The sequence below is a fragment of the Aeromonas sp. MaB10011B genome, assembly GCF_017939325.1.
Taxonomy (GTDB): domain Bacteria; phylum Pseudomonadota; class Gammaproteobacteria; order Enterobacterales; family Aeromonadaceae; genus Aeromonas; species Aeromonas caviae.
In genome coordinates this window covers 35,824-60,556 of record NZ_JAGKRK010000022.1, presented here as the reverse complement: position 1 = coordinate 60,556, position 24,733 = coordinate 35,824, and the positions used below count along the sequence as shown (strand labels likewise).

Annotated in this window: 23 protein-coding genes; 3 read left to right on the top strand and 20 right to left on the bottom strand. The window is 63.7% G+C overall.

Translation table 11 applies throughout. From position 1 onward, the window contains the following. Positions 1–17: 17 nt before the first annotated feature. The 13 genes from J9893_RS08545 to J9893_RS08485 form a co-directional block, all read right to left on the bottom strand. Complete coding sequence (locus J9893_RS08545) at positions 18–497, bottom strand: prepilin-type N-terminal cleavage/methylation domain-containing protein (protein WP_210558293.1); 480 nt, start codon at positions 495–497, stop codon at positions 18–20. A gap of 19 nt (positions 498–516) precedes the next feature. Next, complete coding sequence (locus J9893_RS08540; RefSeq protein WP_041212210.1) at positions 517–1,176, bottom strand: prepilin-type N-terminal cleavage/methylation domain-containing protein; 660 nt, start codon at positions 1,174–1,176, stop codon at positions 517–519. 76 nt (positions 1,177–1,252) lie between these two features. Then, entirely contained in the window at positions 1,253–1,711 is a 459-nt protein-coding gene (locus J9893_RS08535; RefSeq protein ID WP_202041736.1) for a hypothetical protein, read from the bottom strand. A gap of 54 nt (positions 1,712–1,765) precedes the next feature. After that, positions 1,766–2,986 (bottom strand): type II secretion system F family protein, encoded by a 1,221-nt coding sequence (locus tag J9893_RS08530; protein WP_043154386.1) that lies wholly within the window; start codon positions 2,984–2,986, stop codon positions 1,766–1,768. A 47-nt stretch (positions 2,987–3,033) separates the two neighbouring features. Then, positions 3,034–4,746: an MSHA fimbrial ATPase MshE gene (gene mshE, locus J9893_RS08525; protein ID WP_128271412.1), complete on the bottom strand. Its 1,713-nt coding sequence runs from the start codon at positions 4,744–4,746 to the stop codon at positions 3,034–3,036. 74 nt (positions 4,747–4,820) lie between these two features. After that, positions 4,821–5,957 (bottom strand): tetratricopeptide repeat protein, encoded by a 1,137-nt coding sequence (locus J9893_RS08520; RefSeq protein ID WP_103858945.1) that lies wholly within the window; start codon positions 5,955–5,957, stop codon positions 4,821–4,823. After that, on the bottom strand, positions 5,954–6,844 hold the full coding sequence (locus tag J9893_RS08515; protein ID WP_103858944.1) for an AAA family ATPase: 891 nt from the start codon (positions 6,842–6,844) through the stop codon (positions 5,954–5,956). The genes J9893_RS08520 and J9893_RS08515 overlap by 4 nt, the downstream gene beginning before the upstream one ends. Beyond that, positions 6,835–7,017, bottom strand: coding sequence for a hypothetical protein (locus J9893_RS08510; RefSeq protein ID WP_124244044.1), 183 nt, complete (start codon positions 7,015–7,017; stop codon positions 6,835–6,837). Before J9893_RS08510 ends, J9893_RS08515 begins: the two co-directional genes overlap by 10 nt. Next, positions 6,996–8,672 carry a pilus (MSHA type) biogenesis protein MshL gene (mshL, locus tag J9893_RS08505; RefSeq protein WP_103858943.1) on the bottom strand — a complete coding sequence of 559 codons (1,677 nt, stop codon included), beginning with the start codon at positions 8,670–8,672 and terminating at the stop codon, positions 6,996–6,998. The genes J9893_RS08510 and mshL overlap by 22 nt, the downstream gene beginning before the upstream one ends. A 70-nt stretch (positions 8,673–8,742) precedes the next feature. Then, positions 8,743–9,045, bottom strand: a complete 303-nt coding sequence (locus J9893_RS08500) for an MSHA biogenesis protein MshK (protein ID WP_029313533.1) — start codon at positions 9,043–9,045, stop codon at positions 8,743–8,745. A gap of 55 nt (positions 9,046–9,100) precedes the next feature. Next, positions 9,101–9,748, bottom strand: coding sequence for an MSHA biogenesis protein MshJ (locus J9893_RS08495; RefSeq protein ID WP_103858942.1), 648 nt, complete (start codon positions 9,746–9,748; stop codon positions 9,101–9,103). Next, positions 9,748–10,341 carry a PilN domain-containing protein gene (locus J9893_RS08490; RefSeq protein ID WP_103858941.1) on the bottom strand — a complete coding sequence of 198 codons (594 nt, stop codon included), beginning with the start codon at positions 10,339–10,341 and terminating at the stop codon, positions 9,748–9,750. The genes J9893_RS08495 and J9893_RS08490 overlap by 1 nt, the downstream gene beginning before the upstream one ends. Then, entirely contained in the window at positions 10,341–11,204 is an 864-nt protein-coding gene (locus tag J9893_RS08485) for a hypothetical protein (RefSeq protein WP_041214302.1), read from the bottom strand. Before J9893_RS08485 ends, J9893_RS08490 begins: the two co-directional genes overlap by 1 nt. Before the next feature lie 120 nt (positions 11,205–11,324). On the opposite strand from J9893_RS08485, the gene J9893_RS08480 reads away from it, so the two are divergent. Then, on the top strand, positions 11,325–12,239 hold the full coding sequence (locus tag J9893_RS08480; RefSeq protein ID WP_181023119.1) for a pyridoxal-phosphate dependent enzyme: 915 nt from the start codon (positions 11,325–11,327) through the stop codon (positions 12,237–12,239). Here J9893_RS08480 and J9893_RS08475 read toward each other — a convergent pair. Continuing rightward, a complete protein-coding gene (locus J9893_RS08475; protein ID WP_010672614.1) occupies positions 12,236–14,155 on the bottom strand; it encodes an EAL domain-containing protein in 1,920 nt (639 codons plus the stop codon). The genes J9893_RS08480 and J9893_RS08475 overlap by 4 nt on opposite strands. Before the next feature lie 517 nt (positions 14,156–14,672). On the opposite strand from J9893_RS08475, the gene J9893_RS08470 reads away from it, so the two are divergent. Together J9893_RS08470 and J9893_RS08465 are read left to right on the top strand one after the other, a co-directional pair. Next, complete coding sequence (locus J9893_RS08470) at positions 14,673–16,208, top strand: EAL domain-containing protein (protein ID WP_103858939.1); 1,536 nt, start codon at positions 14,673–14,675, stop codon at positions 16,206–16,208. Between the two features lie 151 nt (positions 16,209–16,359). Further along, positions 16,360–17,457, top strand: coding sequence for a calcium:proton antiporter (locus tag J9893_RS08465; RefSeq protein WP_010672612.1), 1,098 nt, complete (start codon positions 16,360–16,362; stop codon positions 17,455–17,457). Positions 17,458–17,652: 195 nt separating this feature from the next. Here the strand turns inward: J9893_RS08465 and hutH are convergent, their stop codons facing one another. The 6 genes from hutH to can all read right to left on the bottom strand — a co-directional run bounded on the left by hutH (position 17,653) and on the right by can (position 24,633). After that, positions 17,653–19,185 (bottom strand): histidine ammonia-lyase, encoded by a 1,533-nt coding sequence (gene hutH, locus J9893_RS08460; protein WP_010672611.1) that lies wholly within the window; start codon positions 19,183–19,185, stop codon positions 17,653–17,655. Position 19,186: 1 nt separating this feature from the next. Then, positions 19,187–20,890, bottom strand: coding sequence for a urocanate hydratase (gene hutU / locus J9893_RS08455; RefSeq protein WP_049637316.1), 1,704 nt, complete (start codon positions 20,888–20,890; stop codon positions 19,187–19,189). Positions 20,891–20,935: 45 nt separating this feature from the next. Further along, a complete protein-coding gene (hutG, locus tag J9893_RS08450; RefSeq protein ID WP_103859095.1) occupies positions 20,936–21,874 on the bottom strand; it encodes a formimidoylglutamase in 939 nt (312 codons plus the stop codon). Beyond that, positions 21,867–23,102 carry an imidazolonepropionase gene (gene hutI / locus J9893_RS08445; protein ID WP_210600130.1) on the bottom strand — a complete coding sequence of 412 codons (1,236 nt, stop codon included), beginning with the start codon at positions 23,100–23,102 and terminating at the stop codon, positions 21,867–21,869. Before hutI ends, hutG begins: the two co-directional genes overlap by 8 nt. Before the next feature lie 156 nt (positions 23,103–23,258). Next, entirely contained in the window at positions 23,259–23,963 is a 705-nt protein-coding gene (hutC, locus tag J9893_RS08440; protein WP_041212197.1) for a histidine utilization repressor, read from the bottom strand. A 10-nt stretch (positions 23,964–23,973) separates the two neighbouring features. Then, positions 23,974–24,633: a carbonate dehydratase gene (can, locus tag J9893_RS08435; protein ID WP_010672606.1), complete on the bottom strand. Its 660-nt coding sequence runs from the start codon at positions 24,631–24,633 to the stop codon at positions 23,974–23,976. Positions 24,634–24,733: the final 100 nt, after the last annotated feature.

Genomic DNA, 24,733 nt, shown 5'->3' with positions numbered 1-24,733 from the left:
GCTCATCATTCAAAGTCTTAGGGCTGCACACACGTACCATTATCAGCACTCAACTTGCCAACGATGGTAGTTGCAGTTGCGGTACTTGTAGCCTGAGTATAAAGAACACACTTTGCATCTTTTTTCAGGTCGCTATCAGCTTTGAACTGATACGAGCTACCTGTTGTAGCCTCACTCCCCTTCCAGGAGCCATCGATCGTTACTGCATTTCTGATCCCAGCATCACTCGCCTTTGGATAACCATAGGCAGTATCAATCGATGTACCATCAGAACCAGTCACCGCAGCACTACTAACGCGCTCTTCGCCTTCCAATGCTGATTTGCTATAAACCAGCTGTGCAGAACTGCTAACAGCCGCCTGCACACCTTGAGCGGCAGACTTCTTGGCATTCTCCTGCAGATTCAGGAACTTGGGTGCGGCGGTGACCGCCAGAATGCCCAGAATGATGATCACGATGACCAGTTCGATCAGGGTAAAGCCCGATTGCTTTTTCATTACGTCTTTCCTCGGTTTATCAATTGATATGGGTGGTCACCTGGCCGGAGGCCGGGCGATAACTGAAACTCATGAACGCATCCGTGCTCCCTTGCGGGTCCTGATAACGTCCATCACTTCCCTTGCTCAGGCTGTTGACCAGATAGTAACGGCAGACCGAATCCAGTCCATTGTTGCTCACCGTGGCATAGAACTTCAGGTCATTGCCGCTACCGCGCACCTCGTCAAAGCGGGCAGTAGCCTTGGGAGGATTCTGCAACAACCCCTCCCAAATATTGAGGCAGCGGGCCGCCGTCAGGCTGGCCGGATCCACATCGGGCGTGCCACTTGCTGCCGTGTCCATGGGATACCCGGGAGAGAGCTCGCCATTGCTGACCTGGCTGTCGGTCGGCGTGGTCAGATAGAAACGCGAGCCGTCATAGAGCACGGTGTTGAGCCCATCCTGCCTGGCACGCCCTTCGGCCTCCCACTGGGCCCGCACCAGGGACACTCCGGTGGCGAAACCGCCGGACACCCCTTCCACGCTCGCCTTCTTCGCCTCGTCGGTCACATCGAGAAAACGGGGCAAGGCGGTGACGGCCAGGATCCCCAGGATCACGATGACGATCACCAGCTCAATCAGGGAAAAACCGGCCATCCGGCCAAGCGCCCTAACGGGTCTCACTCTCTTTGCTGCCATGCTGCCTCCGTAATGGTCCGCATTATTTCATGCGGATAGAAAAAAATCATGTCAATGAAATACTTGAAGCACCCAATCAGGGGCGGGCCACCACCCGGCCATCGGTTAAGCTGTAGTGCAGCCAGTGTCCTTCCTGGCCGAATTCACACCCGTCGCCCCCTTCGCTGGCAAGGGCCTGCCAGGATGAAAGCCCCTCATCGTGCCCCAGCAGGGCGAGCCAGAGCTGACGGCAATCGGCCGATGGCGACTGGCGCGGCAACACCGCCAGAGGCCAGCCCCGCTCATCGAACAGCCAGGCGGTGCCCTCGGCATGGAGCACCGACGGACGCCGCTCGTCGAGCCAGCGTCCGTGCAGGCGCTGGGCCCGCTGTGCGAACTGCTCACCGAGCAGGCTGGCGCTGATGGCCAGCGCCTCTTCCCTGTGATTGCGATAGCTCATGACCAGGGTCGTGACGATGACTGCCAGCAGGATAAAGACGACGACCCGCCGATATCCCCCCAGCCAGTGCTCATCCTGCTCGGACTCTCTGCTCATGCTCTTTTATACCTTGTTCTCTGTGCCCGGCACGGGCGGCATCGAAGATACTGCCTACTGACCGCGAACAGCTCTCATCATGTCCCACATGGGAGTGAAGATACCCAGCGCCAGCACCAGTACCATGACCGCCACTATGCCGATGAGGATGGGTTCGATGCGGGCGGTGAGGCTCTTGAGGTCATAATCCACCTCACGCTCGTAATACTCGGCCGCTTCGTGCAGCAGCTCGTCCACCTGGCCGGTCTCCTCCCCCACCGCGATCATCTGCATCACCAGAGGGGTGAACAGACCGCTGGCCCCGGCGGTGCGCAGCAGGCTCTCCCCCCGCTCGATGCCGCCCCGCATGTCGCGGATCTGCCCCGCCATCCAGGCGTTGTCCACCGCATCGGCCACCAGGGTCAGCGCCGTGTTGAGCGGCACGCCGGCCTTGAGCATCATGGAGAAGCTGCGGGCAAAACGGGCAAGCAGGGAGCGCTCTATGATGGAGCCGACGATGGGCAGCCGCAGCTGCCATCTGTGCCAGGTCAGCCTGCCTTTGGTGGTGGCAACCCAGCGTCGCCAGCCGACGACGGCGCCCACCAGGATGGCGAGCAGCAGCCACCAGTAGTGAACGAAGAAGTGGGAGGTGGCCAGCAGGATACGGGTCGCCAGCGGCAGCTCCACCCCGAACTTGGCAAACATCCCGGCAAAGACGGGGATCACCATGATGTTGAGGATCACCATGGCGACGGCGATGGCAATCAGCACGAAGGTGGGGTAGCGCATGGCGGTCTTGATCCGCTTGCGGGTCTCCAGCTCCAGATCGAAATAGTTGGCGAGCTGCAGGAAGGCCTCCTCCAGCTGACCCGTGTTCTCCCCCACGTGGATGATGGCCACGAAGAGGCTGCTGAACACCTTCGGGTGCGACTGCATCGCGCTCGACAGCGGCCGGCCGTTGGCCAGATCCTCCCCCAGGGCGTGAAGCGCCCGCTTGAGGGGCTTGCTGTGGGCGCTCTCCTCCAGCCCCGCGATGGCGCGCAGGATAGGGATGCCTGCACGGGTCAGGGCATACATCTGGCGGCTGAAGACCACCAGCTCCTCCAGCTTGACGCTCCCTTCCAGCAGCAGCGACCAGTCGATGCTGGCAGACCTGGCCTTGCCGGCCTTCAGCTCGGTGGGCATCACCCCGCGGCGCATCAGCTGCTCGGCGGCGGCCAGCTCGCTGACCGCTTCCACCACGCCGCTGACGGCCTGGCCCTGGCTGTCACGCCCCTTGTAAGCAAAACGGTTCATGGGCGACCCCGGCAGAGTGATTCAGTACGATCCAGATGCCTCATGCGTTACCCCAGGTCCTCGGCCAGCCGGAGCACCTCGTCCACCGAGGTGATCCCCTCGCGGGCATAGTCGAGCGCCGTCAGGGCCAGGGGACGGTAGTGCTCGTGCGCCCGTGCCGCCCGGGCAAACCCCTCGGCATCGTTGCGGCGCAGGGCATCCATCATGGGTTGATCCAGCTCCAGCAGCTCGTACACCCCGATCCGGCCCGCGTAGCCGGTGAAGTTGCAGCTCTGGCAACCCCGCCCCTTGCGATAGCGATGCTGCCCCGGCGCTTCACCGGAAAGCACGGAGAGCCAGGTAGCCTGCCCCTCGTCCGGCGCCGTCTCGCAGGCGCAGTGTTCACACACCCGCCGCACCAGGCGCTGGGCCACCACGGCCCGCAGGGCGCTCGCCACCAGATAGCCGGGCGCCCCCATGTCGATGAGACGCAGGGCGCTGGTCACGGCGTCGTTGGTGTGCAAGGTGGTCAGCACCAGGTGACCCGTGATGGCGCCGCGCAGGCCGATCTCCACCGTCTCGTTGTCCCGCATCTCCCCCACCAGCAGGATGTCCGGATCCTGGCGCAGGGTGGAGCGCAGCACCTGGGAGAATGTGAGCCCTATCTTGGGATTGACCTGCACCTGGCTGATGCGGGGCAGACGGTACTCCACCGGGTCTTCCACCGTGATGATCTTGTGGCTGGCCTGGTTGAGCTCGGAGAGGGCGCCGTAGAGCGTCGTGGTCTTGCCGCTGCCGGTCGGGCCCGTCACCAGGATCATGCCGTGAGGGCGTTTGAGCTGACGGCGGAAGCGGGTCAGGATGGCGGGTGGCATCCCGGTCTCGGCGAGCGACAAGATGCCGGAGGATTGATCCAGCAGCCGCATCACCACGGACTCGCCATACTGCACCGGCATGGTGGACATCCGCACATCCACATCGCGGCCGCGCACCTTCATGTTGAAGCGGCCATCCTGGGGCAGACGCTTCTCGGAGATGTCGAGCCCGGCCACCAGCTTGAGGCGCAGCACCAGCGCCTGGGCGATGCGCACCTCGTTGAGGATGTTCTCGTGCAGCACGCCGTCGATACGCTGGCGAATGCGCAGCACCTTCTCGTCCGGTTCGATATGGATGTCGGAGGCCCCCACCTGTACCGCGTCCTCGAACAGGGAGCGCAGCAGCTTGGCCACCGTCGCCTCCCCCTCGTCGGCTGCGGCATTGAGGCTGCCGGCCCCCAGCTCGAAGCCGGTCTCCTGGTGCTCTTCGTGCAGTTGCACCGCGAAGTTCTCTATCTCCCGGGTGCGGCGATAGAGGCGGTCGAAATACTCCAGCAGCTGGCCTTCACGGGCCACGGCCAGCACCAGCTCCCGCGGGCTGAGCAGGGCAGCGATGGCGTCGAGGGCGCTCAGATCCGCCGGATCCGACATCACCACGGTGACCTTGTCGTCGCTCAGGTTGACGGCCAGCGCCCGGTAGCGGCGCGCCTGTACCTCGGGCAACAGCGCCACGGCCGAGACGTCGATGGTGAGGTTGTTGAGATCGAAGAAGGGCACATCCAGCTGACGGGCGAGGAAGGTCAGCAGTTGCACCTCGCTGATGAAGCCGAGATCGATGAGGGTGGTCCCCAGCTTGCGGCCGGTCTGGCGCTGCTGCTGCAGGGCGAGCTGCAGCTGATCATCCGAGATGATCTGTTCCTGTACCAGCAGGTCGCCTAGGCGCATTTTCAGTCTGGGTTGTGCCATTGTTGCTCCGATCTCTGTTGCTTCACGCCCGCTGCCTGGTCCGATGGCATGGGCTCATCGAACTGCCGCTTTAATCAATGGGTCAGTTGGCCAATTCGTTGTTCGAGCCATTGGGTGGAGGCCTCCCCCAGATTGCCGTGCAACTGGGCATTGCGATAGGCATCCAGTGCCCGCTGACGGTGTCCCTGACCATCCTCCGCCACCCCCAGTCCCAGCCACCAGCGCCCCTGATCTGGCTGCTGGCGCAACAGCCTGACGTACATCTCGGACGCCTGGACAGGCTGCCCCAGCTCCTGGGCAAGGCCGGCCCAGGTGGCGTAATAATCCAGATTGCTGGCAATATCGGGCTGATAGCCGGTGAGCCAATCCAGCGCCTTCTGCCGATCCCCTACGCTGATGGCCACACGGGCCAGCAGCAGACGCAGGTCCGCCTGCGCGGGATCCAGCCTCAGCCCCTCTTCCAGCACCTGGGCGGCCTCGGTCAGCCGTCCGGCGCCATAGAGCAGGCCCGCCAGCTGTTCCCGCGCCCCCTGGTTGTGGGGATCGTGGGCCAGCACCTCGTAGTAGCCATCCTGCGCCTCCTGCATCCGTCCCTTGGCCATGGCCGTGGTCGCCTTGCGCTCGGCCAGGGTGGCCAGCTCGGCGTCGGAGAGTTCCACCGTCTCGATCTTCAGGATCCCGGGTTTGCGCGGCGCGGCGGGTGCAGGCGCCTCTTCGGCGCTCTGCTCCGCGGCCAGCTCGGCATAGAGGTCCGGCTGCAGCTCCTCGTCGCTCGGGATCGTCTCGTCCCCCAGCGCTTCCTCCGGATTGCCCTCATCGGCGAGCACGGCCTCATCGGCCGGAGCCTGCTCGGCTGCGGAGGGGGCCACTCTCGCGGCGGTCGACTCGGCACTGGCGGCGGGCACCTTTGCCACTGGCGCAGCAGAGGAGACCGCCTGCGTGGTGGCCACCACCGCCAGGGGCGCGGATGGCGCCACCGCAGGGGCGGTGCGGGGGGCCTCGACCTGCGCCGCTGGCAGGGAGGCTCGCAGGCTCTGCTGCCAGAAGATCCAGGTGCGCCAGCCGAGGATCCCCAGGGCCAGGGTACACAGCAGGGTCAGCACCAGCATCCACCAGCCTTGCTGGCGCACCGGCGCCACATAGACGGCGGCTCCCTCGGCCTCTTGCTGACGCCTATCCAGATCTTTCAGCATCTGATTGATCACGCTCATGACCAGACTCCATACGCCAGGGCGGTGCCCAACAACAACAACAGGGGCCACCAGAGGGTGAGACGGCCACGGCGGACATCATCGGTATCCCGGATGGCGAGCCGGACCAGGGCGCTGTCGATCCGCCGCACACCGCGACCATAGGCCAGCATCAGGCACTTCTGCGCCAGTATGTTGATGAGGCGGGGAATGCCGCGGGATGCGCGCCACAGCCTGCGCAGGGCGCGGCCATCGAACAGGGCGGCCCCGCGATAGCCGGACACCTGCAGCCGGTACTCCAGATAGGCCCGGGTCTCGTCGAGCCGCAGCGGCCGCAGGCGGTAGGAAAAACCGATGCGCTGGCGCAACTGGCGAAGACGGGGCTGCCCGAGCCTGGCATCCAGCTCGGGCTGGCCGAACAGCACGATTTGCAGCAGCTTGCTGGATTCGGTTTCCAGGTTGCCAAACAGCCGGATCGCCTCCAGGGTCTCGTCCGGCAGGGCTTGCGCCTCGTCGATCAGCACCACCACCCGGCTCCCCTGCCGATGCAGGGAGATCAGATGGCGGTGAATGCGATCCGTGAGATCCAGCTCGCTCTCCCCCGCCAGCGTCAACCCCAGTTCCAGGGCCAGGGCCGTGCGCAGCTCCCCCGGAGTGAGATGGGGGTTGGGCAGCCAGGCCAGACGCACCGGGCAGGCCTCGGAGCCGAGCTCGCTCAGCAGCTTGCGACAGAGCAGGGTCTTGCCGGTGCCGACTTCGCCGGTCACCTTGATGAACCCCTCCCCCTGGGAAAGCGCCCAGTTGAGCACCTGCATGGCCTCCTCGTGGGGGGGCAGGCCGTAATAGAAACCGGTGTTCGGGGTCAGGCCGAAGGGAGCCTCCCGCAGTCCGAAGTGGCTCAGATACATGCTCCCTCCCGGCCAGAGTCCAGGGCGCGCAGCCGCAGACAGCCCCGGATCAGCGACATGGCGCCACCGCCGTCGGGCAGGGCAGACTGGCAGCAGCCGGGAGGCGCCACCACATGGGAGAAGGAGTGCTCAACAGGCGCGTCATCCCGGATCAGCCCTTGGGGGGATACCATTTGTCGAGCAGCTCGGAGGAGCGTTGCAGCTCTTTCTGCCAGGTGTCTTTTTCCACCACGGTGGGCTTGAGCAGGATCACCAGCTCCACCTTGCGGTTGCTCTCCCGGCGGTTGGTGAAGGCCTCGCCGACCCAGGGGATGTCACCCAGCAGGGGCACCTTGCTGACGATCTCCTGCCTGTCGGTCTTCATCAGACCACCGATGACGATGATGTCCCCATTGTTGGCCTGCACCACGGTATCGGACTCGCGGATAGAGCTCTTGGCCAGCGGCAACACCAGGGGATCGGCGGTGCCGACGCTGATGGTCTTACTCTGCTCCTCGGTGTCGATGACGGAGGGGTGGATATGCAGCAATACCTTGCCCTGCTCGTCGATCTGGGGCGTCACGTCCAGGGCTATCCCCGAGAAGAAGGGGGTCAGCTCCACGTTCGGGGTGACGATGGGGGCCGAAGTCCCCGAGGTGGTGGTGGTGGTCGAGGCGTTGGTGACGAAGTATTCGTCCGTCCCCACCTTGATCACCGCTTTCTGGTTGTTAGTGGCCGTCACGCGCGGGCTGGAGAGGGTGTTCACGTCCCCCTGGGTCTTGAGCAGGCTGACCGCGACGTTGAAGTTGCCATCAGAGATGGTGAAACCGGCGCCGCCCCCCAGAGCCCGGAAGATCTGGTTGGGGGTCGAAGCGATGGGGCTGTCCATGAGGGAGCCGCCCCCCGTGATGCCCTTGCCGCCGTCCCAGCTTGCGGAGAGGCCGCTCCAGTCCACCCCCTGCTCGTAACCCTCGTTGAGGGACACTTCCAGGATCCGCGCTTCCAGCACCACCTGGCGCTTGAGGTGTTCGCCGGACTGGTCCAGGAACTCGCGCACCGCCTTGAGCTCTTTGGGATAGGCACGCACCGTGACCAGGCCCGCCTGGGGACTGGTGATGACGGCCCGCCCTTCCCCTGTGCCGATCAGGGTCTGCAGGGAATCCCGCAGATCGGTCCAGTAGTCGTTGTTGCTGTCCGTCTCGATGCGGGTGCCGTTGCTGTTGGTGTTGTTGTCACCGCTGGCGGTGTTGCCCTGGCTGTTGTTGTTGCCGCTGTTGTTCAGGCCGTTGTCGAAGTTGTTGTTATTGCCATTGTTGTTGTCGTTGGCCGTCACCCCGCCTGTGCTCACCGAGGTACGGGAGAGACCGCGCCGGGCCATCATCAGGTAGTTGACCGGAATGGTCTCGGTACGCAGACCGGCGGGATAGACGTGGAACACGTTGCCCTTGCGCTGTACGTCGAAGCCGTACATGTCGCCGACGGTCGCCAGCGCCTCCTGCAGGGTCACGTCCTTGAGTTCTACCGAAATGACGCCCGCCACACCGGGATGGACCGCCACGCTGTAGCGGGAGCCCTTGAACAGGGAGCCGAAGAACTCCACCGCGTCCACGTCATGGGCCGCGATGCGCATCCGCTTCTCGGGAATGGTCATCGGCTGCTGGGGACGATTGAGCTGCAACAGCTCGCTCTGCACCGAGGGCGGCAGGGAAGTCAGGGGGGCGGTCGGGCTCTGCTCGCTCATCGCCTGCTTGAGTGCATCTTTGGCCTGTACCGGCTCGGGGTGACGATAGGTAGTGCAACCCGCCACCGCCAGCGCGAGGGGAAGCAGACAAAAAGGGGGTTTTTTCATGTTATTCGTGCACCTGACTCGCTATGAAACTCGACAAACCTGGCCCGCACCATCCCGTGCGACACCCACTTCACATCCGGATCTTGCTGCCAAACAGGGTCAGTGTCTGGCGTTTGCCCGCTTTTTCCAGCACTACGCTGTCGGCGCTGATCCCCACCAGCCGGAATCCGTTGACCTGCTGGCCGACCCGGTAGCTTTGACCGTCGAGCACCGCCAGGGCGGGCCCGCTCCCCAGGATGACGCTCTGCAACCTGGGCAGACCGGCCTCCTTGGCGACACTCGCCGCCGAGCCGGATCCCGCCAGGGGCATGGTGGGATCCTGCAGCACCTCGGCCTGGGCCTGCAGCGCGAGCAGGCTCCCCCACAGGGCCAGCCAGCGCCAGGATGGGAAGGCAAAAATGCGGGATCCCGTCCCGCCGACATGCCGCTTAACCACGGATGAACTCCTTGCTGGTGCTGAGGGTGTAGATCTCCATCGCTACCGCCGCCTTGGGATGCTCGACCACCCGGTAGTCAAAGCCCTTCCAGTAGAAGTGCCGAGGCAGGGCTTCGAGCGCTTTCAGGTACTGGTAGACATCGAAATAGCCGCCCTCCAGCTGAAGCTGGATGCCGTGCCTGAACAGGTTCACCTTCTGCTCCCCGGCCATCAGCGGCTCGGGCTTGAGGGAGGTGAGCGCCAGCATATGCAGGTTGGCGGAGCGGGACAACAGGGCTTCCAGCACCGCGGGCATTTCGTGGGCGGGGATCAGATCCACCGTCTGAGCCAGCAGCTCGGCATCCATCTGGCGCAGAGTGGTCTCGACACCAGCGAGCTGCTCGCGTACCTGGGCATCGGGATCCCGCCCCAGCCTGGCCTGCTTGCCCTGGTTTTCCAGAATCAGGATCTCCAGATCCCGCTGCGCCGCAGCCAGGGCCTGCCGATCCTGGCCCAGCCGGGTGTCGGCGTCATCCAGCCAGCCATAGATGCCCATGGCCCCGAGCAGCACGACCCCGGTCAACAGAATGAGGATCCGCTCGCGCAGGCTGAGGGCTGCGATCTGCTGCGCCCATCCCTGCCATTGTGCCTTCATGTCCATCAGGGAGTCTCCCGCGCTATGCCACTGAGCTGGAAGGCAAGCTGGCCCTCCTTGTCCCGACTCAGGGTGAGCTCGCCAAACTGCTTGCCCGCCAGGGAGGGGGTCTGCTTGAAGCGGTTCACCCAGGCAGGCACGTCCTGACTGCGTTCGGCCACGCCCGCGAGGTTGATGCGCCCGTCGCTTATTTCGAGCCGTTGCAGGGAGAGGCGGGGATCCCGCAGGCGGGCAAGGTCCGCCATCACCCCCGCATAGCCCTGGGATTTTTGCAGGGAGAGGTGGCCAAGCTGCTGCATCAGCGCCTGTTTCGCCCCCAGCTCTTCCCGCTTGTCGGCCAGTTGCCGCTGCAAGTCTACATTCGCCAGATGGCGCGCCAGCTCCGCATCGAGACGCCTGGCCTCGCCGCGCTGCACGTCGAGCTGTGCCCGCACGCCAGCCAATTCACGATCGAGGCCCTGCTGTTGCCAGCCATAGAAGAGGGTGGCCCCCAGCAGCAGTACCAGGACGCCGCCCCAGACCAACGCCATCTGGGGCAGGCTGGCCCACAGGCGTCTTGGCCGGAATTCGGCGCCATAGAGGTTGATATGGTGTTTCATCAGTCGCTCCTGCCCAGGGCCGCGCCATAGGCACTGAGGTATTCGACTCCTGCCAGTACCGCCTTGTTTGCCATGGCCGACACCGGGAAACCGAATGTCTGTTCCAGGTGACGCACCAGTACCCCCATGGCGGAGGAGGCGATGGCCAGTTGCAACTGGCCGGGCTCGGGCAGCTTGAGATGGCCGGCCAGATAATCGATGGATCGCTGGATCTCCAGCGCCAGCGCGTCGAGCTGGTCGGCATCTGGCTCATGGCTGCCGGTGAGGCTCGCAAATCCACGCAACTGGCGGGAGAAACAGAGTCCGCCCCGATGGAAGACCAGCAGTTGCAGCTCCTGCCCCCGGGGTTGCCAGAGCAGCATGCGCACCATCTGGTCCGCCTCGTAGAGGGCCGTCATGGCCAGCTCGTCACTGACGATGGCCTCCAGGGTCGCCGCGCCGTTGACCGCATCCGCCACCTGCTGCACCCGGCTCTTGGGCATGCAGACAACGTTGATGCGCGGACGCCCGGCAGGGGGCGTCGGCAGGTCCACATAATCCATGGCGAGCTGCAACACCGGCTCGTTGACGAAATCCTTGATGGCCCAGGGCAGGGCCCCCGCCATCTCGGCATCGGGGACGGCAGGCTTGTCGATCTGGATCTGCTGATAAAGGCTGGCCGCGAGGGCCACCCGCACCTTAGACTTGGCCAGACCGTGCCGGGAAAACAGCTCGGCCAGGGCCTTGGACCAGTCGTGGGGGCCGTTGACAGGCTGGCTGGCAAACACGGGAACGGGGTCCACGCAGGCCAGCAGAATGCGATCGCTGGCCAGCAGGATCCCGACCTGATGGCTGGAGGGAGAACGCCTGAACAGTGACTTCATCTGGATCTTCACCTGGCCGCGTAAAACGGACTAAACCTTAACATAAACAGGCTATTAGCCTCCAACTTTATGACAAACGACGCATCGACGGCCACGCTGGCACCCACGGGAGACGATCCCATGGCTCCCCTTCAGCTCCCCTCCCCCCTGCACCGGATCCGGCATCCTCTGCTGGCAGCCCATGACGTCACGCTCTGGTGCAAGCGGGACGATCTGATCCACCCGACCCTCTCCGGCAACAAGTGGCGAAAGCTCAAATACCATCTGCAACAGGCACAGATGCTGGGCAAGGGCCACATCCTCTCCTTTGGCGGCGCCTACTCCAATCACATTCACGCCCTGGCCGCAGCAGGACTCAGACTGGGACTGCGCACCACGGGCATCATACGCGGTGAAGGGGATACCGTCAGCAATCCCACCCTGAAAGCGGCGAAAGGCTGGGGCATGGATCTCGTTTTTGTCGACCGGCAGGACTATCGCCGGCGCCAGGATCCCGAATGGCTTGCCAGGTTCGAGGATGACGACACCCTGCTGGTACCGGAAGGAGGCAGCAGCCCGCTGGCCATCCCCGGAGTGGCCGAGCTTGTCGACGAGGTGCCCTTCTCGCCGGATCTCTGGGTGCTGCCCTGCGCCAGCGGCGGCACCCTGGCGGGGCTCATCGCGGGCAAGCGGGCACAGGAGCAGATCCTGGCCATCGCGGTGCTCAAGGGGGCCGACTTCATCACCGGCGAGGTATGCCGGTTGCATCCGGCGGCGGCCACTACTCCGGGCTGGCGCATTGCGCTGGATCACCACGACGGCGGCTATGCCAGGTTTAGTCCGGCACTCTGGCAATGGGTGCAGGCATTCAGTGCCGAAACCGGCTTGCCGCTGGAACCCATCTACAGTGGCAAGGCGATGTGGGGGCTGTTTCGCGAACTGGCGGCAGGCCGCATTGCGCGCGGCAGCAAGATCATCTTCATCCACACAGGTGGCTTGCAGGGGCTGGCGGGCCTGCAGGAGCAGGGCCGCCTGTCACCCCGGCCGGAACGCTAGTCAGGCAGGTTGAGGGGCTCGGGGTCGGCAAACCAGGGACCTTGACCGGCATGCACGCCCAGGTGTCGCAGCATCTTCCACTCGTCGCCACTCTCTACCCCCACCGCGATGACCCGGGCCTGGGTATTGGCACAGCCCCCCACCAGACTGCGTACCGCCATCTGGTTGACCTGGCGCAGGTGGATCTCCCGCACCAGGCTGGGGTGCAGCTTGAGGAAGTGGATCTCGAACTCCTTGATGTACTGGGTGCTCACCACGTCCTGGCCCGCATGATCGATGGCCAGCCTGCACCCCAGCATGCGCATCGCCCGAAGCGGCCGCTTGAGGGCCTCGTAGTGGCGGGTCACCTGGGACTCCGACAACTGCAGGATCAACCCCTCGTTGGTACTGCGCGGCAACTGGAACAGCTCGAAGAAGAGCTCGCGCTGGAACTCGCGGGTGAGCAGGTTCTGGGCGCACAGAGAGAGGCTGATGGGGCAGCTCGATGCCGGTCGCTGGCGCAGCAGTCGCAAGGCTCGGGCCACCACCAGCCTGTCCAGCGGCAGCAGCAGACCGGCCTTCTCCGCCATGGGCATGAAGACCCCCGCCTGCAGCTCCCGGCCCTGCTCGTCGTGAAGGCGGATGAGCAGCTCCTGCTGCAACACCACCTGATCCCGCTCCTGCTGCACAGGCTGGACGTAGAAGTCGATGCCCTGCTCCTCGATGCGACGGCTGATCAGGGTGCGCCAGCGCACCGTTCCCTTGCTGCTCGCCTCCTCGTTGAGGGATTTCTCGAACAGGAACCAGCCGCTGTGTCCTTGCAGGCGCGCGCTCTTGAGCGCCAGCTCCGCCTCTTCCTGCACCTTGAGCAGGGAATCCTGTGCTTGATAGCAGACCGCACCGAGATAGACGGCGGTGTCGGCATTGACCGCTTCGGGCCAGTGCAGCCGCTGCAGACTCTTGAGCAACTGGCTGGCACCGTCCACCATCTCGCTCTCTGACATGTTCGGCAGCAGCACGGCAAAGACCTGACCGGCATAGCGCGCCTGCAGGGCTCCGCTGTGCTTTCGCACGAAGGCGGCGATGGTGGCGCTAGCCTCCATCAGGAGTTCCTGGCTCGGGCGCCCGCTCAGCTCGGGATCCAGCTCCTCCAGACCGGCCAGCTCGATCAGCAGCACGCCGCCGCTGATCACACTTGCTTCCATGATGGCGCTCTCCAGCCGGTTGTCGAAGAAGAGGCGGTTGCCGATGCCCGTCGTCTTGTCGACGAAGGCGTTGCTGCGGATGAAGTTGTCGAAGCGGCTGCGCTCCTTGCGGGCGTCGGCCAGCTCGGTCAGCAGATGGGTGAGGGCCTGACTGGCCGAAACGGGCCACTCCTCGGCAGGGTCATGGGCCAGCTTGGTCAGCTTGCCATCCAGGATCAGCTGGGCACGCTCCGCCAGCAGCTCGGCACCGCGCAACTGCTGACGGAGCCAGCGGATGGAGTACCAGAGCCCGAACACCACGATGAAGATACCCAGAGAGATGCCGAACATCGCCTTCATGGAGTACTCGAACTCCTTGAACGGCCTGTCCAGCTTGAAGTCGGCCCGCATCCCGGCCTGATTGGGGATCGCCTCGCTGTAGGCGATCAGCAGGCTCTCATCCGTCTGCTGCTGCACGTCGCGAAACCAGTAGACCCGCTGCTTGTCCTGACGGATCTCCAGCTCCACCACATGGGAGGCCCGCAACAGGGAGGGCAGCCAGCGGGCAAGGGCTTGCTGGTCATCGGTCACCCCGAGCTGCTTGTCGATGATCTCTACCAGGGAGTCGACCCGGTTCTGCTGCAGCTCCATTCCCATCTGGCGGAAACTGAAGACCCCGCCGAGCATCACCATGGCCATGGCCGAGATCACGCACAGCGTAATAAAAGAGACGAGTTGAGTTGTCAGTTTCATGTGCCTTTCCGTAGCCGACAGCATCCATAGGGCATCATGGTATCAGCCCAGACCAAACGCCGCCTATGGATGAAGATCCCGCTTCTGCAAATAAGCGGGCGGATGCGTCATGCAGCGCCGTAGTGCAGGTCGCAAAAGAGAGAGGCATCAAGGGAGCAAACGAGGGGACACAGGCTGAGGAGCGGACAGAAAAATGGTCCCACAACGGGGACCAAAAGAAACACTCATATCAAAACTAACACTCTGTGCTACTGACAAAAATAGATACAGGAGTATTGAACACACGGTGAGTCAAACCGCACCGCTACTTTAGCCACTTCAGATAAGCTGGACAATTGTCATTTATGACAGGTCAGCGATTGAATCTTGTTCAGGTGTGTAGCCATATCCTTTATTTATCAATTAATTATCGTTTTTGTTCCAAGTGTGACCAACTTGGCTCAAATCGATGCAGCTAATGCTATGATGCTTGAGTCTCAATCGGGTTGTTTCATTTCAGGGAAGAAGGGGGCCCACCATGTCTGCACGATCTCCGTTATGGATTCCTCTGGGCCTCTTCTGTTTGCCCCCGCTGCTGATGCTGTTGCTCACCCCCCTGTTGAGCGACAAGCTGGCTCACCACCTGTTGCAGACAAAGGAAAGGGCTCTGCTCGACTACCAGCAGGAGCGCAACCAGCTCCTGGATCACGATGTCCCCGCTCAACTCGCCCACTTTGCCTTCGATTGCGGCCCCAAAGACATGGCGCTGCTGCGCTCACCCCAGTATTACAACCGCCATATTCGCCTGGCCGGCCTGCAGCTTGCCAACGGGAGCGGCTGCTCCACCCTGGGCCCCGCCCTGCCCCAGCTTGCCGACGCCGGCATACCGGTCTCCCCCGACTTTCATATTTCCAGCACGGCCCCCATGTTCGATACCGAACGCGAAACCCTGGTCTATGCGAGACGCAACGGCAATCTGGCCTATTGGGTGCTCGACAGCAGCTGGAGCCATGAGCTGCTGCGCACCCCCTGCAACGACTGTTTCTACCTGGAGTTCAACCACAAGCACCCGACCCAGTCCGGGCTCTTTTTCCCCCGTGGCAACAAGCACATTCGAGAAGAGGCAAACCCGATGCGGCTGCTCAGTTTCGACCCCCAGCATCAGGTGGAACAGACCCTCTGGGCTGGCGAGGCACTGAAACGCTACGCCCGCTCACAGATACACCGCGATGGCCTCTGGTCGGCCGGGGCACTGGGGGCGCTGCTGGCGGCCCTCTACTGGAGCCTTAGAAACTACCGGCGCTCCCTCAAGGGGTTGCTGCAAAGAGGGCTGGCTCGGCGGGAGTTCATCCCCTTCTATCAGCCCATAGTGGACAGCAGAAACCGAAGGGTGGTGGGATTCGAGGCATTGCTGCGCTGGCAGCGAGGACGGGATTTGGTGTCGCCAGGCACCTTCATCGCCTATGCGGAGGAGCAGGGGCTGATCCTGCCGATGACGGATCAACTGCTGGAGCGCATCCTGGCGGATCTCCCCGTCCTGGCCCCGCACCAGTGGGTCAGCGTCAATCTGGTGGCGGGCCATATCGAGCAACCTCGTCTGCGCACCCAGTTGCAGCGCCATGGCTGGCCCTCCCCGGCCCGCCTCACCTTCGAACTCACCGAGCGGGATCCCATCAAGCACATCCAGGGGGCCATGGCGGAGATCGCCGCTCTGCAGGAGAGGGGCTATCACTTCAAGCTGGATGACTTCGGCACCGGTTATGGCGGCTTTGCCTACCTGCAACGGCTCGGCATTCGCCAGATCAAGATCGACAAGATGTTCGTGGATACCATAGGCACGGACGACCTCAAGCGCAGCGTGCTGGATGCCACCATCGCCTTCGGCCTCAAATCGGGCATGGAGATGATCGCCGAAGGGGTCGAAACCCAGGAGCAGGTGGAATACCTGCATCGCCACGGAGTCCACCTGATCCAAGGCTACGTCTATGCCAAGCCCATGCCCCTGAGCAAACTGAAGATCTGGCTGATGGCATGGCAAGAGGGCGAGACAACCAACCCCTCCGACCCGCACTGAGGCGGTATCTGCCCCGTCTCTCACCCTTTGCAACAAAATGATGCTCCGCATGAGGAGCATCTCCCCTTATCATGGGTCTGTGCACCTTGGGTGCACCAAGTCGCTCCATACCCCGTCGGCCGAGGCCGCCCCGAGATGAGAACCACTGCCTATGAAGTCTTTTATCCGACAAGAGATTGCTCTGCCTGCCGGTCTGCTGACCCTGCTCTTCTTCAAAACCCTGGGGAGCGACCTGCTGGCAGAGACAACCCCCCTTGCGGTCTACCTGCCGGTGTCGCTGGCCCTGCTTGCCATCGTGACCTGGGCCATCTTCTCCGTCGTGCGTCACTCTGACGCCCTCGCCATCAAGCTCGGGGAACCCTTCGGTACCCTGATCCTGACCCTCTCGGTCATCTCCCTGGAAGTGGTGATGATCTCCTCCGTCATGCTGACCGGCGATCCCAATCCCACCATGGCCCGTGACACCATGTTCGCGGTGGTGATGCTGGTCACCAACGGTCTGGTGGGCTTCACCCTGCTGTTTGGCGGCTGGCGCTATCACACCCAGAACTTCAATCTGGACGGGGTCAAATCCTATCTGGTGGCCATCATTCCCCTGGCACTGCTCTGTCTGGTCCTGCCGAACTTCACCCAGGGCGGCACCCTGGGCAGCCTCTCCAAGGCCATGTCATGGATGCTGATCATCATCTCCATCCTGCTCTATGGTGTCTTCCTGCTGATCCAGACCCGCAGCCACAGCCACTTCTTCGTCGACAGTGATCACGAGGATCTCGAGGATCACCACGGCCCGCTGCAGAGCAACGTCTATCACACCCTCTTGCTGCTCGCCTACCTGGTGGTAGTGATCCTGCTGGCCAAGACCCTGGCCATCCCCATCAACTACGGGGTGCACGTGATGGAAGCCCCGATGGCGCTGGGTGGTTTCATCGTCGCCTGTATCGTGCTGGCTCCCGAAGCGGTCGGCGCCATCAAGGCGGCCTTCAACAACCAGTTGCAGCGGGCCATGAATCTCTACTTCGGCTCCGTGCTGGCCACCATCGCCCTCACGGTACCCTCCGTGCTCTTCATCGGCTCCCTGATGGGGCAGGAAGTGCGCCTGGGCCTCTCCCCTGCCGACATGGTGCTGCTCATCACCACCCTCATGGTCTGTAAAGTGACCTTCAGCAGCGGCCGCACCCACGCCCTGCACGGCGCCACCCATCTTGTGCTGTTTGTCGTTTACCTGTTCCTGATGTTTGAACACGGATAAGGCTGCCAGCACTCACCCCGGTGCTGTTCGTGGTTTGTCTGTTCCGGATGTTTGAACACGGATAAGGCCGCCACCACCTGCCTGCTGCCACTCTGCGCAGCGCGCTTCCGATGGCCCCGACGCGAGGCGCGGGAGACGGAAATGAAAAGACCGCCCCATGGGCGGTCTTTTTTATGGTTGCTCAGACTCTGGGTCTCAGAGGCTGGGCAGAGTCCCGGCCGGGATCAGGTCGTTGTAGCTGGCACGGCCCAGCAAGGCGGCGGCCGCCTCGATGTCCGGTGCAAAGTACCTGTCCTTGTCATAGAAGCTGACCTCTTCCCGCAGACGGCCCTTGGCCAGCTCGATGAGCTCGGTGGAGCGCAGGGGTGCGCGGAAGTCGAGCCCCTGGGCCGCTGCCAGCAGTTCCACCGCCAGGATGCCACGGGTGTTCTCGGCCATGTCCGCCAGCCGGCGACCGGCGAAGGTGGCCATGGAGACGTGGTCCTCCTGGTTGGCCGAGGTGGGCAGGCTGTCCACCGAGGCCGGGTGGGCCAGGGTCTTGTTCTCGGAGGCCAGGGCCGCCGAAGTAACCTGGGCGATCATGAAACCGGAGTTCACCCCGCCGTTGTTCACTAGGAAGGCCGGCAGGCCGGACATGCGCGAGTCGATGAGTAGCGCCATGCGCCGCTCGGACAGCGACCCGATCTCGGCGATGGCCAGGGCCAGGTTGTCGGCGGCAAAGGCCACGGGTTCTGCGTGGAAGTTGCCGCCGGAGATGATCTCCTCATCCTCGGCAAACACCAGGGGGTTGTCGGAGACCGCGTTGGCCTCGCACACCAGCACCTCGGCGGCCTGACGGATTTGGGTCAGGCAGGCGCCCATCACCTGGGGCTGACAGCGCAGGGAGTAAGGATCCTGCACCTTCTCGCAGTTGTGGTGGGACATGCCGATCTCGCTGCCGTCCACCAGCAGGTGGCGGTAGCAGGCGGCCGCATCGATCTGGCCGCGCTGACCGCGCACCTCGTGGATGCGGGCATCGAACGGCCGGCGGCTGCCGAGGGCAGCTTCAACGCTCATGGCACCGATGGTGATGGCGCCGGCGTAGAGATCCTCGGCATGGAACAGCCCTTCCAGCGCGAAGGCGGTGCTCGCCTGGGTGCCGTTGAGCAGGGCCAGCCCCTCTTTCGGCGCCAGGGCGATGGGCTCCAATCCTGCAATCTTCAGGGCAGTGGCGGCGTCGATCAGCTCACCCTTGTGACGGGCCTTGCCTTCACCGATCAGCAGGCAGCTCATATGAGCCAGGGGCGCCAGATCGCCGGAAGCGCCGACGGAGCCCTTCTTCGGCACCACGGGGTAGACCTCGGCGTTGATAAGGGTCATCAGGGCCTCGAGCACCGTCAGCCGAATGCCAGAGAAGCCACGGGCGAGCGAGTTGACCTTGAGCACCATCATCAACCGCACGGTGGCGTCATCCATGTACTCGCCAATTCCTGCCGCATGAGAGAGCACGATGGAGCGTTGCAGCTCGTCCAGCTGCTCCACCGGGATCCGGGTATTGGCCAGCAGGCCAAAGCCGGTGTTGATGCCATAGACCACCCGGTTTTGCTCGATCACCTTGGTGACCACGGCGGCGGAGGCGTGGATCCCCGCCAGGGCAGCCGGATCCAGGCTGACGTGTACCGGCTCGCGGCTGACACGGCGCAGGGTGGCGAGGCAGAGTTTGCCCGGTTGCAGATTCAGTTCGAACATCTTATTTCACCCCTTTGCCGGTGGCGTCGATCATCGGCAGATCCAGTTTCGCATCAACGGCACAGTTGATGGCAATCTCGTAGCCGGCGTCGGCGTGACGCATCACCCCGGTGGCCGGGTCGTTGCGCAGCACGCGGCCGACCCGCTTGGCGGCATCGTCGGTGCCGTCACAGACGATCACCACGCCGGAGTGCTGGGAGAAGCCCATGCCGACCCCGCCACCGTGGTGCAGGGAGACCCAGGTCGCGCCGCCGGCGGTGTTGAGCAGGGCGTTGAGCAGCGGCCAGTCGGAAACGGCGTCGGAGCCATCCATCATCGACTCGGTCTCGCGGTTCGGGCTCGCCACCGAGCCGGAGTCAAGGTGGTCACGGCCGATGACGACCGGTGCCTTCAGCTCGCCATTCTTCACCATCTCGTTGAAGGCCAGGCCCAGGCGCACCCGATCCTTGACACCGACCCAGCAGATCCGCGCCGGCAGGCCCTGGAAGGCGATGCGCTCGCGGGCCATGTCGAGCCAGTTGTGCAGGTGGGGATCGTCCGGGATCAGCTCTTTCACTTTCTGATCTGTCTTGTAGATGTCTTCCGGGTCGCCGGAGAGCGCCACCCAGCGGAACGGGCCAATGCCCTCGCAGAACAGCGGGCGGATGTAGGCCGGCACGAAGCCCGGGAAGTCGAAGGCATTCTTGACCCCCTCTTCCAGCGCCATCTGGCGGATGTTGTTGCCGTAATCGAGCGTGGCGGCGCCGCGGGATTGCAGGGTCAGCATGGCTTCGACCTGACGGGCCATGGAGCGGCGAGCCGCCACGTTGACCTCGTCCGGTGCGCTCTTTTGCAGATCGCGCCATTGGGCCACGCTCCAGCCCTGGGGCAGGTAGCCGTGTACCGGGTCATGGGCGGAGGTCTGGTCGGTCACCACGTCCGGCGTGATGCCGCGAGCCACCAGCTCGGCGAAGACGTCGGCGGCGTTGCCGAGCAGGCCGACGGAGACGGCGGTACCGCTGCGTTTGGCCTCCTCGACCATGGCCAGCGCCTCATCCAGGCTGTGGGCCTTCTTGTCGACGTAGCGGGTACGCAGACGAAAATCGATACGGGTCTCGTCGCACTCCACGGCGATCATGGAGAAACCGGCCATGGTGGCGGCCAGAGGCTGGGCGCCGCCCATGCCGCCGAGCCCGCCGGTCAGGATCCATCGCCCTTTGGGCTCGCCATTGAAGTGCTGGTTGGCCACCGCGAAGAAGGTCTCGTAGGTGCCCTGCACTATCCCCTGGGTGCCGATGTAGATCCAGGAGCCGGCGGTCATCTGGCCGTACATCATCAAACCCTTCTTGTCGAGCTCGTTGAAGTGCTCCCAGTTGGCCCAGTGGGGCACCAGGTTGGAGTTGGCGATGAGCACCCGCGGCGCATCCTTGTGGGTCTGGAACACCCCGACCGGCTTGCCGGATTGCACCAGCAGGGTCTGATCGTCCTCGAGCCGGGTCAGCACCTCGACGATCTTGTCATAGCAGGCCCAGTTGCGGGCGGCGCGGCCGATGCCGCCGTACACCACCAGGGACTGGGGATGCTCGGCAACATCCGGATCCAGGTTGTTCATCAGCATCCGCAGTGGCGCTTCGGTGAGCCAGCTCTTGGCGGTCAGCTGGGTGCCGTGGGGAGCACGGATCACGCGGCTCGGATCGTGGCGGGGATCCTGGTGTTGTACAGACATAGACACTCCTTGTTTAGCGATGCAGTCAGGCGGCGCGGTGCGCCACTACTTGGTCAACTGGTGAACCAGGCGCGCGGCCACGCGGGCACTGCGGTTGTCCTGATCCAGGTTCGGGTTGTACTCGGCCAGATCGGCGAGCCTGAGCTTGCCGCTGGCCCGGATATGGGCGATGAGCGGCTCGATGACCGCCAGCTCCACGCCGCGAGCGGCGGGAGCGCTCACTCCCGGCATCACCGCCGCCGGCAGCACGTCGAGATCGATGGTGAGATAGAGGTGGTCGCAACGGGCGATGAAGGCATCCAGCCCGCCTAGCAAGGCTGGCAGCTCGGTCGGCGTCATCGCCTCGTCCAGCACGTGCCAGACTCCCAGCGCCTCGGCGCGGGCAAAGAGCGCCGCGGTATTGGCGGTTTCGGCCACCCCGAGACAGGCATAGTGAAAGGGGGTGCCCTGGGCAGCGCACTGCTCGGCAATCTGGAAGAAGGGGGTGCCCGAGCTCGCCTGCTCCTGTTTCATGCGCAGATCGAAGTGGGCGTCGAAATTGATGATCCCGACCCGTCCTTCGCCGCCAAGATGACGGTTCAGGCCGCTCCAGCTGCCAAACGCCACCTCGTGGCCGCCTCCCAGCACCAGGGGGAAGTGCCCCTGATCCAGCGCACTCGCGACCCGCTCGGCCAAGCGCCCGTGGGCGGCATCGAGATCGCCGTCCTCACAGGCCAGATCCCCGCCGTCATAGACGGGGGCTCCCAGATGCCAGGCCGTGTTGGCCAGCAGCTTGCGCACCGCCAGCGGTGCACCGGCCGCACCGACCCGCCCCTTGTTGCGGCGCACCCCTTCGTCACAGGCAAAGCCGAGCAGCACCACGCCGGGTTCGCGATTCCCCTGCCAGGGTTGCACCCTATCGTGCCAGCGCAGGGCCAGCTTGCCGTCTTCGGGATCCTGACGCCCCTGCCAGACCGACATGTCGATCCCGTTGAACTTATCCATGAAGGGTCTCCTCCCCGTTGACCACACGGCTCACCAGCTGATCGACACCGATGAGGTAGCTGAGCTCGGCCGGATGGCCGCAGTTCCAGACAAGGAAATCCGCCAGCATGCCGACCTTGAGCTGCCCCAGCCGTTCCTGCTCACCGAGCGCCCTGGCGGCGTGGCGGGTCACCCCGGCCATGGCCTCCACCGGGGTCAGGCCAAACAGGGTGCAAGCCATGTTCATGGCCATGCGCAGGGAGACGATGGGGGCCGTGCCCGGGTTGATGTCGGAAGAGACAGCCATGGGTACCCCCGCCTTGCGCAAGGCGGTGACCGGGGGCAGCTTGGTCTCCTTGAGGAAATAGAAAGCGGTGGGCAGCAGGGTGGCGACCACGCCACGGTGGGCCAGCGCCTGGATCCCGTCCTGATCCAGGTACTCCAGGTGATCCACAGAGAGGGCGCCGAAGTGGGCGGCGAGCGTGCTGCCCCCCAGGTTGGAGAGCTGATCCATGTGCCCTTTCACCGCGAGGTTGTACTGATCCGCCGCCAGATAGACCTGCTCGGTCTGGGCAAGGGAGAAGCCGATGTGCTCGCAGAAGACATCCACCGCATCCGCGAGACCTGCCTCGGCCGCCGCCGGGATGATCTCCTGGCAGATGGTCTCGACCCAGGAGTCGGGATCGTCGCGATACTCCGGCGGCACCGCATGGGCCGCCAGCAGCGTGGTCTTGACCCGGATAGGTTGCGTCTCTCCCAGACGACGGGCCACCCGCAACATCTTGAGCTCGTCTTCCAGGGTGAGGCCGTAGCCGGACTTGATTTCGACTGTGGTGACCCCTTCCCGGATCAGGGACTTGATCCGCGGCAACGCCAGCTCATAGAGCCGCTCCTCGCTGGCAGCCCGGGTGGCGCGCACCGTGCTGATGATACCGCCTCCCTTGCGGGCGATCTCCGCATAGGGGACTCCCTTCTGGCGCAGCTCGAACTCTTCGGCGCGACTGCCGGCGAAGATGAGGTGGGTGTGGCAATCGATGAGACCGGGGGTGACCAGCTTCCCCTTCATGTCCTGCCAGGAGGCGGCATAGGGGCCCTTGAGATCCTGCATGGGGACCAGAGCGTGGATCTTGCCATCCCGCACGCCAAGGGCATGGGGCTCCAGCAGGCCGTAGTCCGCCAGATCGGGGCGCAGGGTGGCGGGTGTCACGTTGAGCCAGACCCGCTCGCAGTTCAACAGTTCCTTGTTCATACCGACCTCTAAATGTATATACAATAATTTATAGCCGATCTCTGAAAAGAAAGGAAGGATCAAGTTCACATCTTGATAACAGCGGCTTTATTAGAGTGTAAACACAAAAAAGCCCACCGAGAGGTGGGCTTTTAAATGCTTAATTTGTATATACAATTATGCGAGACGCGTCTTGGAGCTCAGCTTGTAGCGGGAACCCGGCGACAACAATCTGGCATAGGAGACCAGACAGCCGTCTGACCAGGTGCGCCGGTGCAGCAGCAGGCAGGGGGTGTCGACCCTCACTTGCAGCAGTCCGGCTTCACCAGCACTCGGCAACACGGCTTCTACCACGTGCTCCATCTCGGAGAGGGGGCAGATCTCCATCAGATAGCTGTTTGGCGTCTGCTGGGTGAAATCCTGCTCGCCATAACCGGGCAGTCGCTCGGCATCGACGAAGCGCTCCTCCAGTTGCAGCGGCTCCCCATCGGCCTGATGGACGATGAGGCTGTGAAAGGTGGGCGCCCCGACCCGCAGGCCCAGACGTACCGCTACTTTCTCGTCGGCGGCCTGACGTTGCAGCCGGATCACCCGCGCGCTGTACTCGCTGCCCCGCTCGGCGATCTCGTCTGCAATATTGCGAATCGCCAGGAGCGGCGACTCGGTACGCCTGTCGGCCACGAAACTGCCGGATCCGGCGGTGCGCACCAGCCAGCCTTCGGCCACCAGCTCACGCAGCGCCTTGTTCACCGTCATGCGGCTCACGGCAAACTGCTCGCACAGGGCGGCCTCGGTCGGGATCCGGTCGCCCGCCTGATAGTGGCGTTCGCGGATCCCGTCCAGGATGTGCTGCTTTATCTGAAGGTAGAGCGCAGGAGCCACCGGATGGTCCTCAGCGGCGACGGTGGGGCGGACGCATGTCCGGCCAGGCGCGATAGACGTCCGGGATCTGGTCAGGGCCGCTGATGCAGAGATCGAGATCATGCAGCAGGCCATCCTTGATGCCGTAGATCCAGCCGTGCACCGCCAGCTCCTGCCCCTTGCGCCAGGCATTCTGGATGATGGTGGTGTGGCAGACGTTGGCGACCTGCTCGGCCACGTTCAGCTCGCACAGGTAGTCGAAGCGCTCGTGCTCATCCTCGATGGCTTCGAGCTGTTCGCCGTATTTGAAGTAGACGTCCTTGATGTTGCGCAGCCAGTTGTCGATGAGACCCAGCTCCTGGTTCTGCATCGCAGCCTTGACGCCACCGCAGCCATAGTGGCCGCAGACGATGATGTGCTTCACCTTGAGCACCTCCACCGCGTATTGCAGCACCGAGAGGCAGTTGAAATCGGTGTGCACCACCAGGTTGGCGACGTTGCGGTGGACAAAGACGTCCCCCGGCAAGAGCCCCATCAGCTGGTTGGCTGGAACCCGGCTGTCGGAACAGCCGATCCAGAGGTACTCGGGTGCCTGCTGGGCGGACAGGGTAGCGAAGAAATTGGGATCCTCGGCCTTGATCCGTTCCGCCCACTCGCGGTTGTTGGTAAACAAGTCGTTCAACAGTTTCACTTCTGCTCTCCCTACTGTGGCAGTGGCGGCAACATACCATACACAAGGGTAACCAAGGCAAGGCCGACCAGATCCCCTCAAAACAAAAACAGGGCCATCA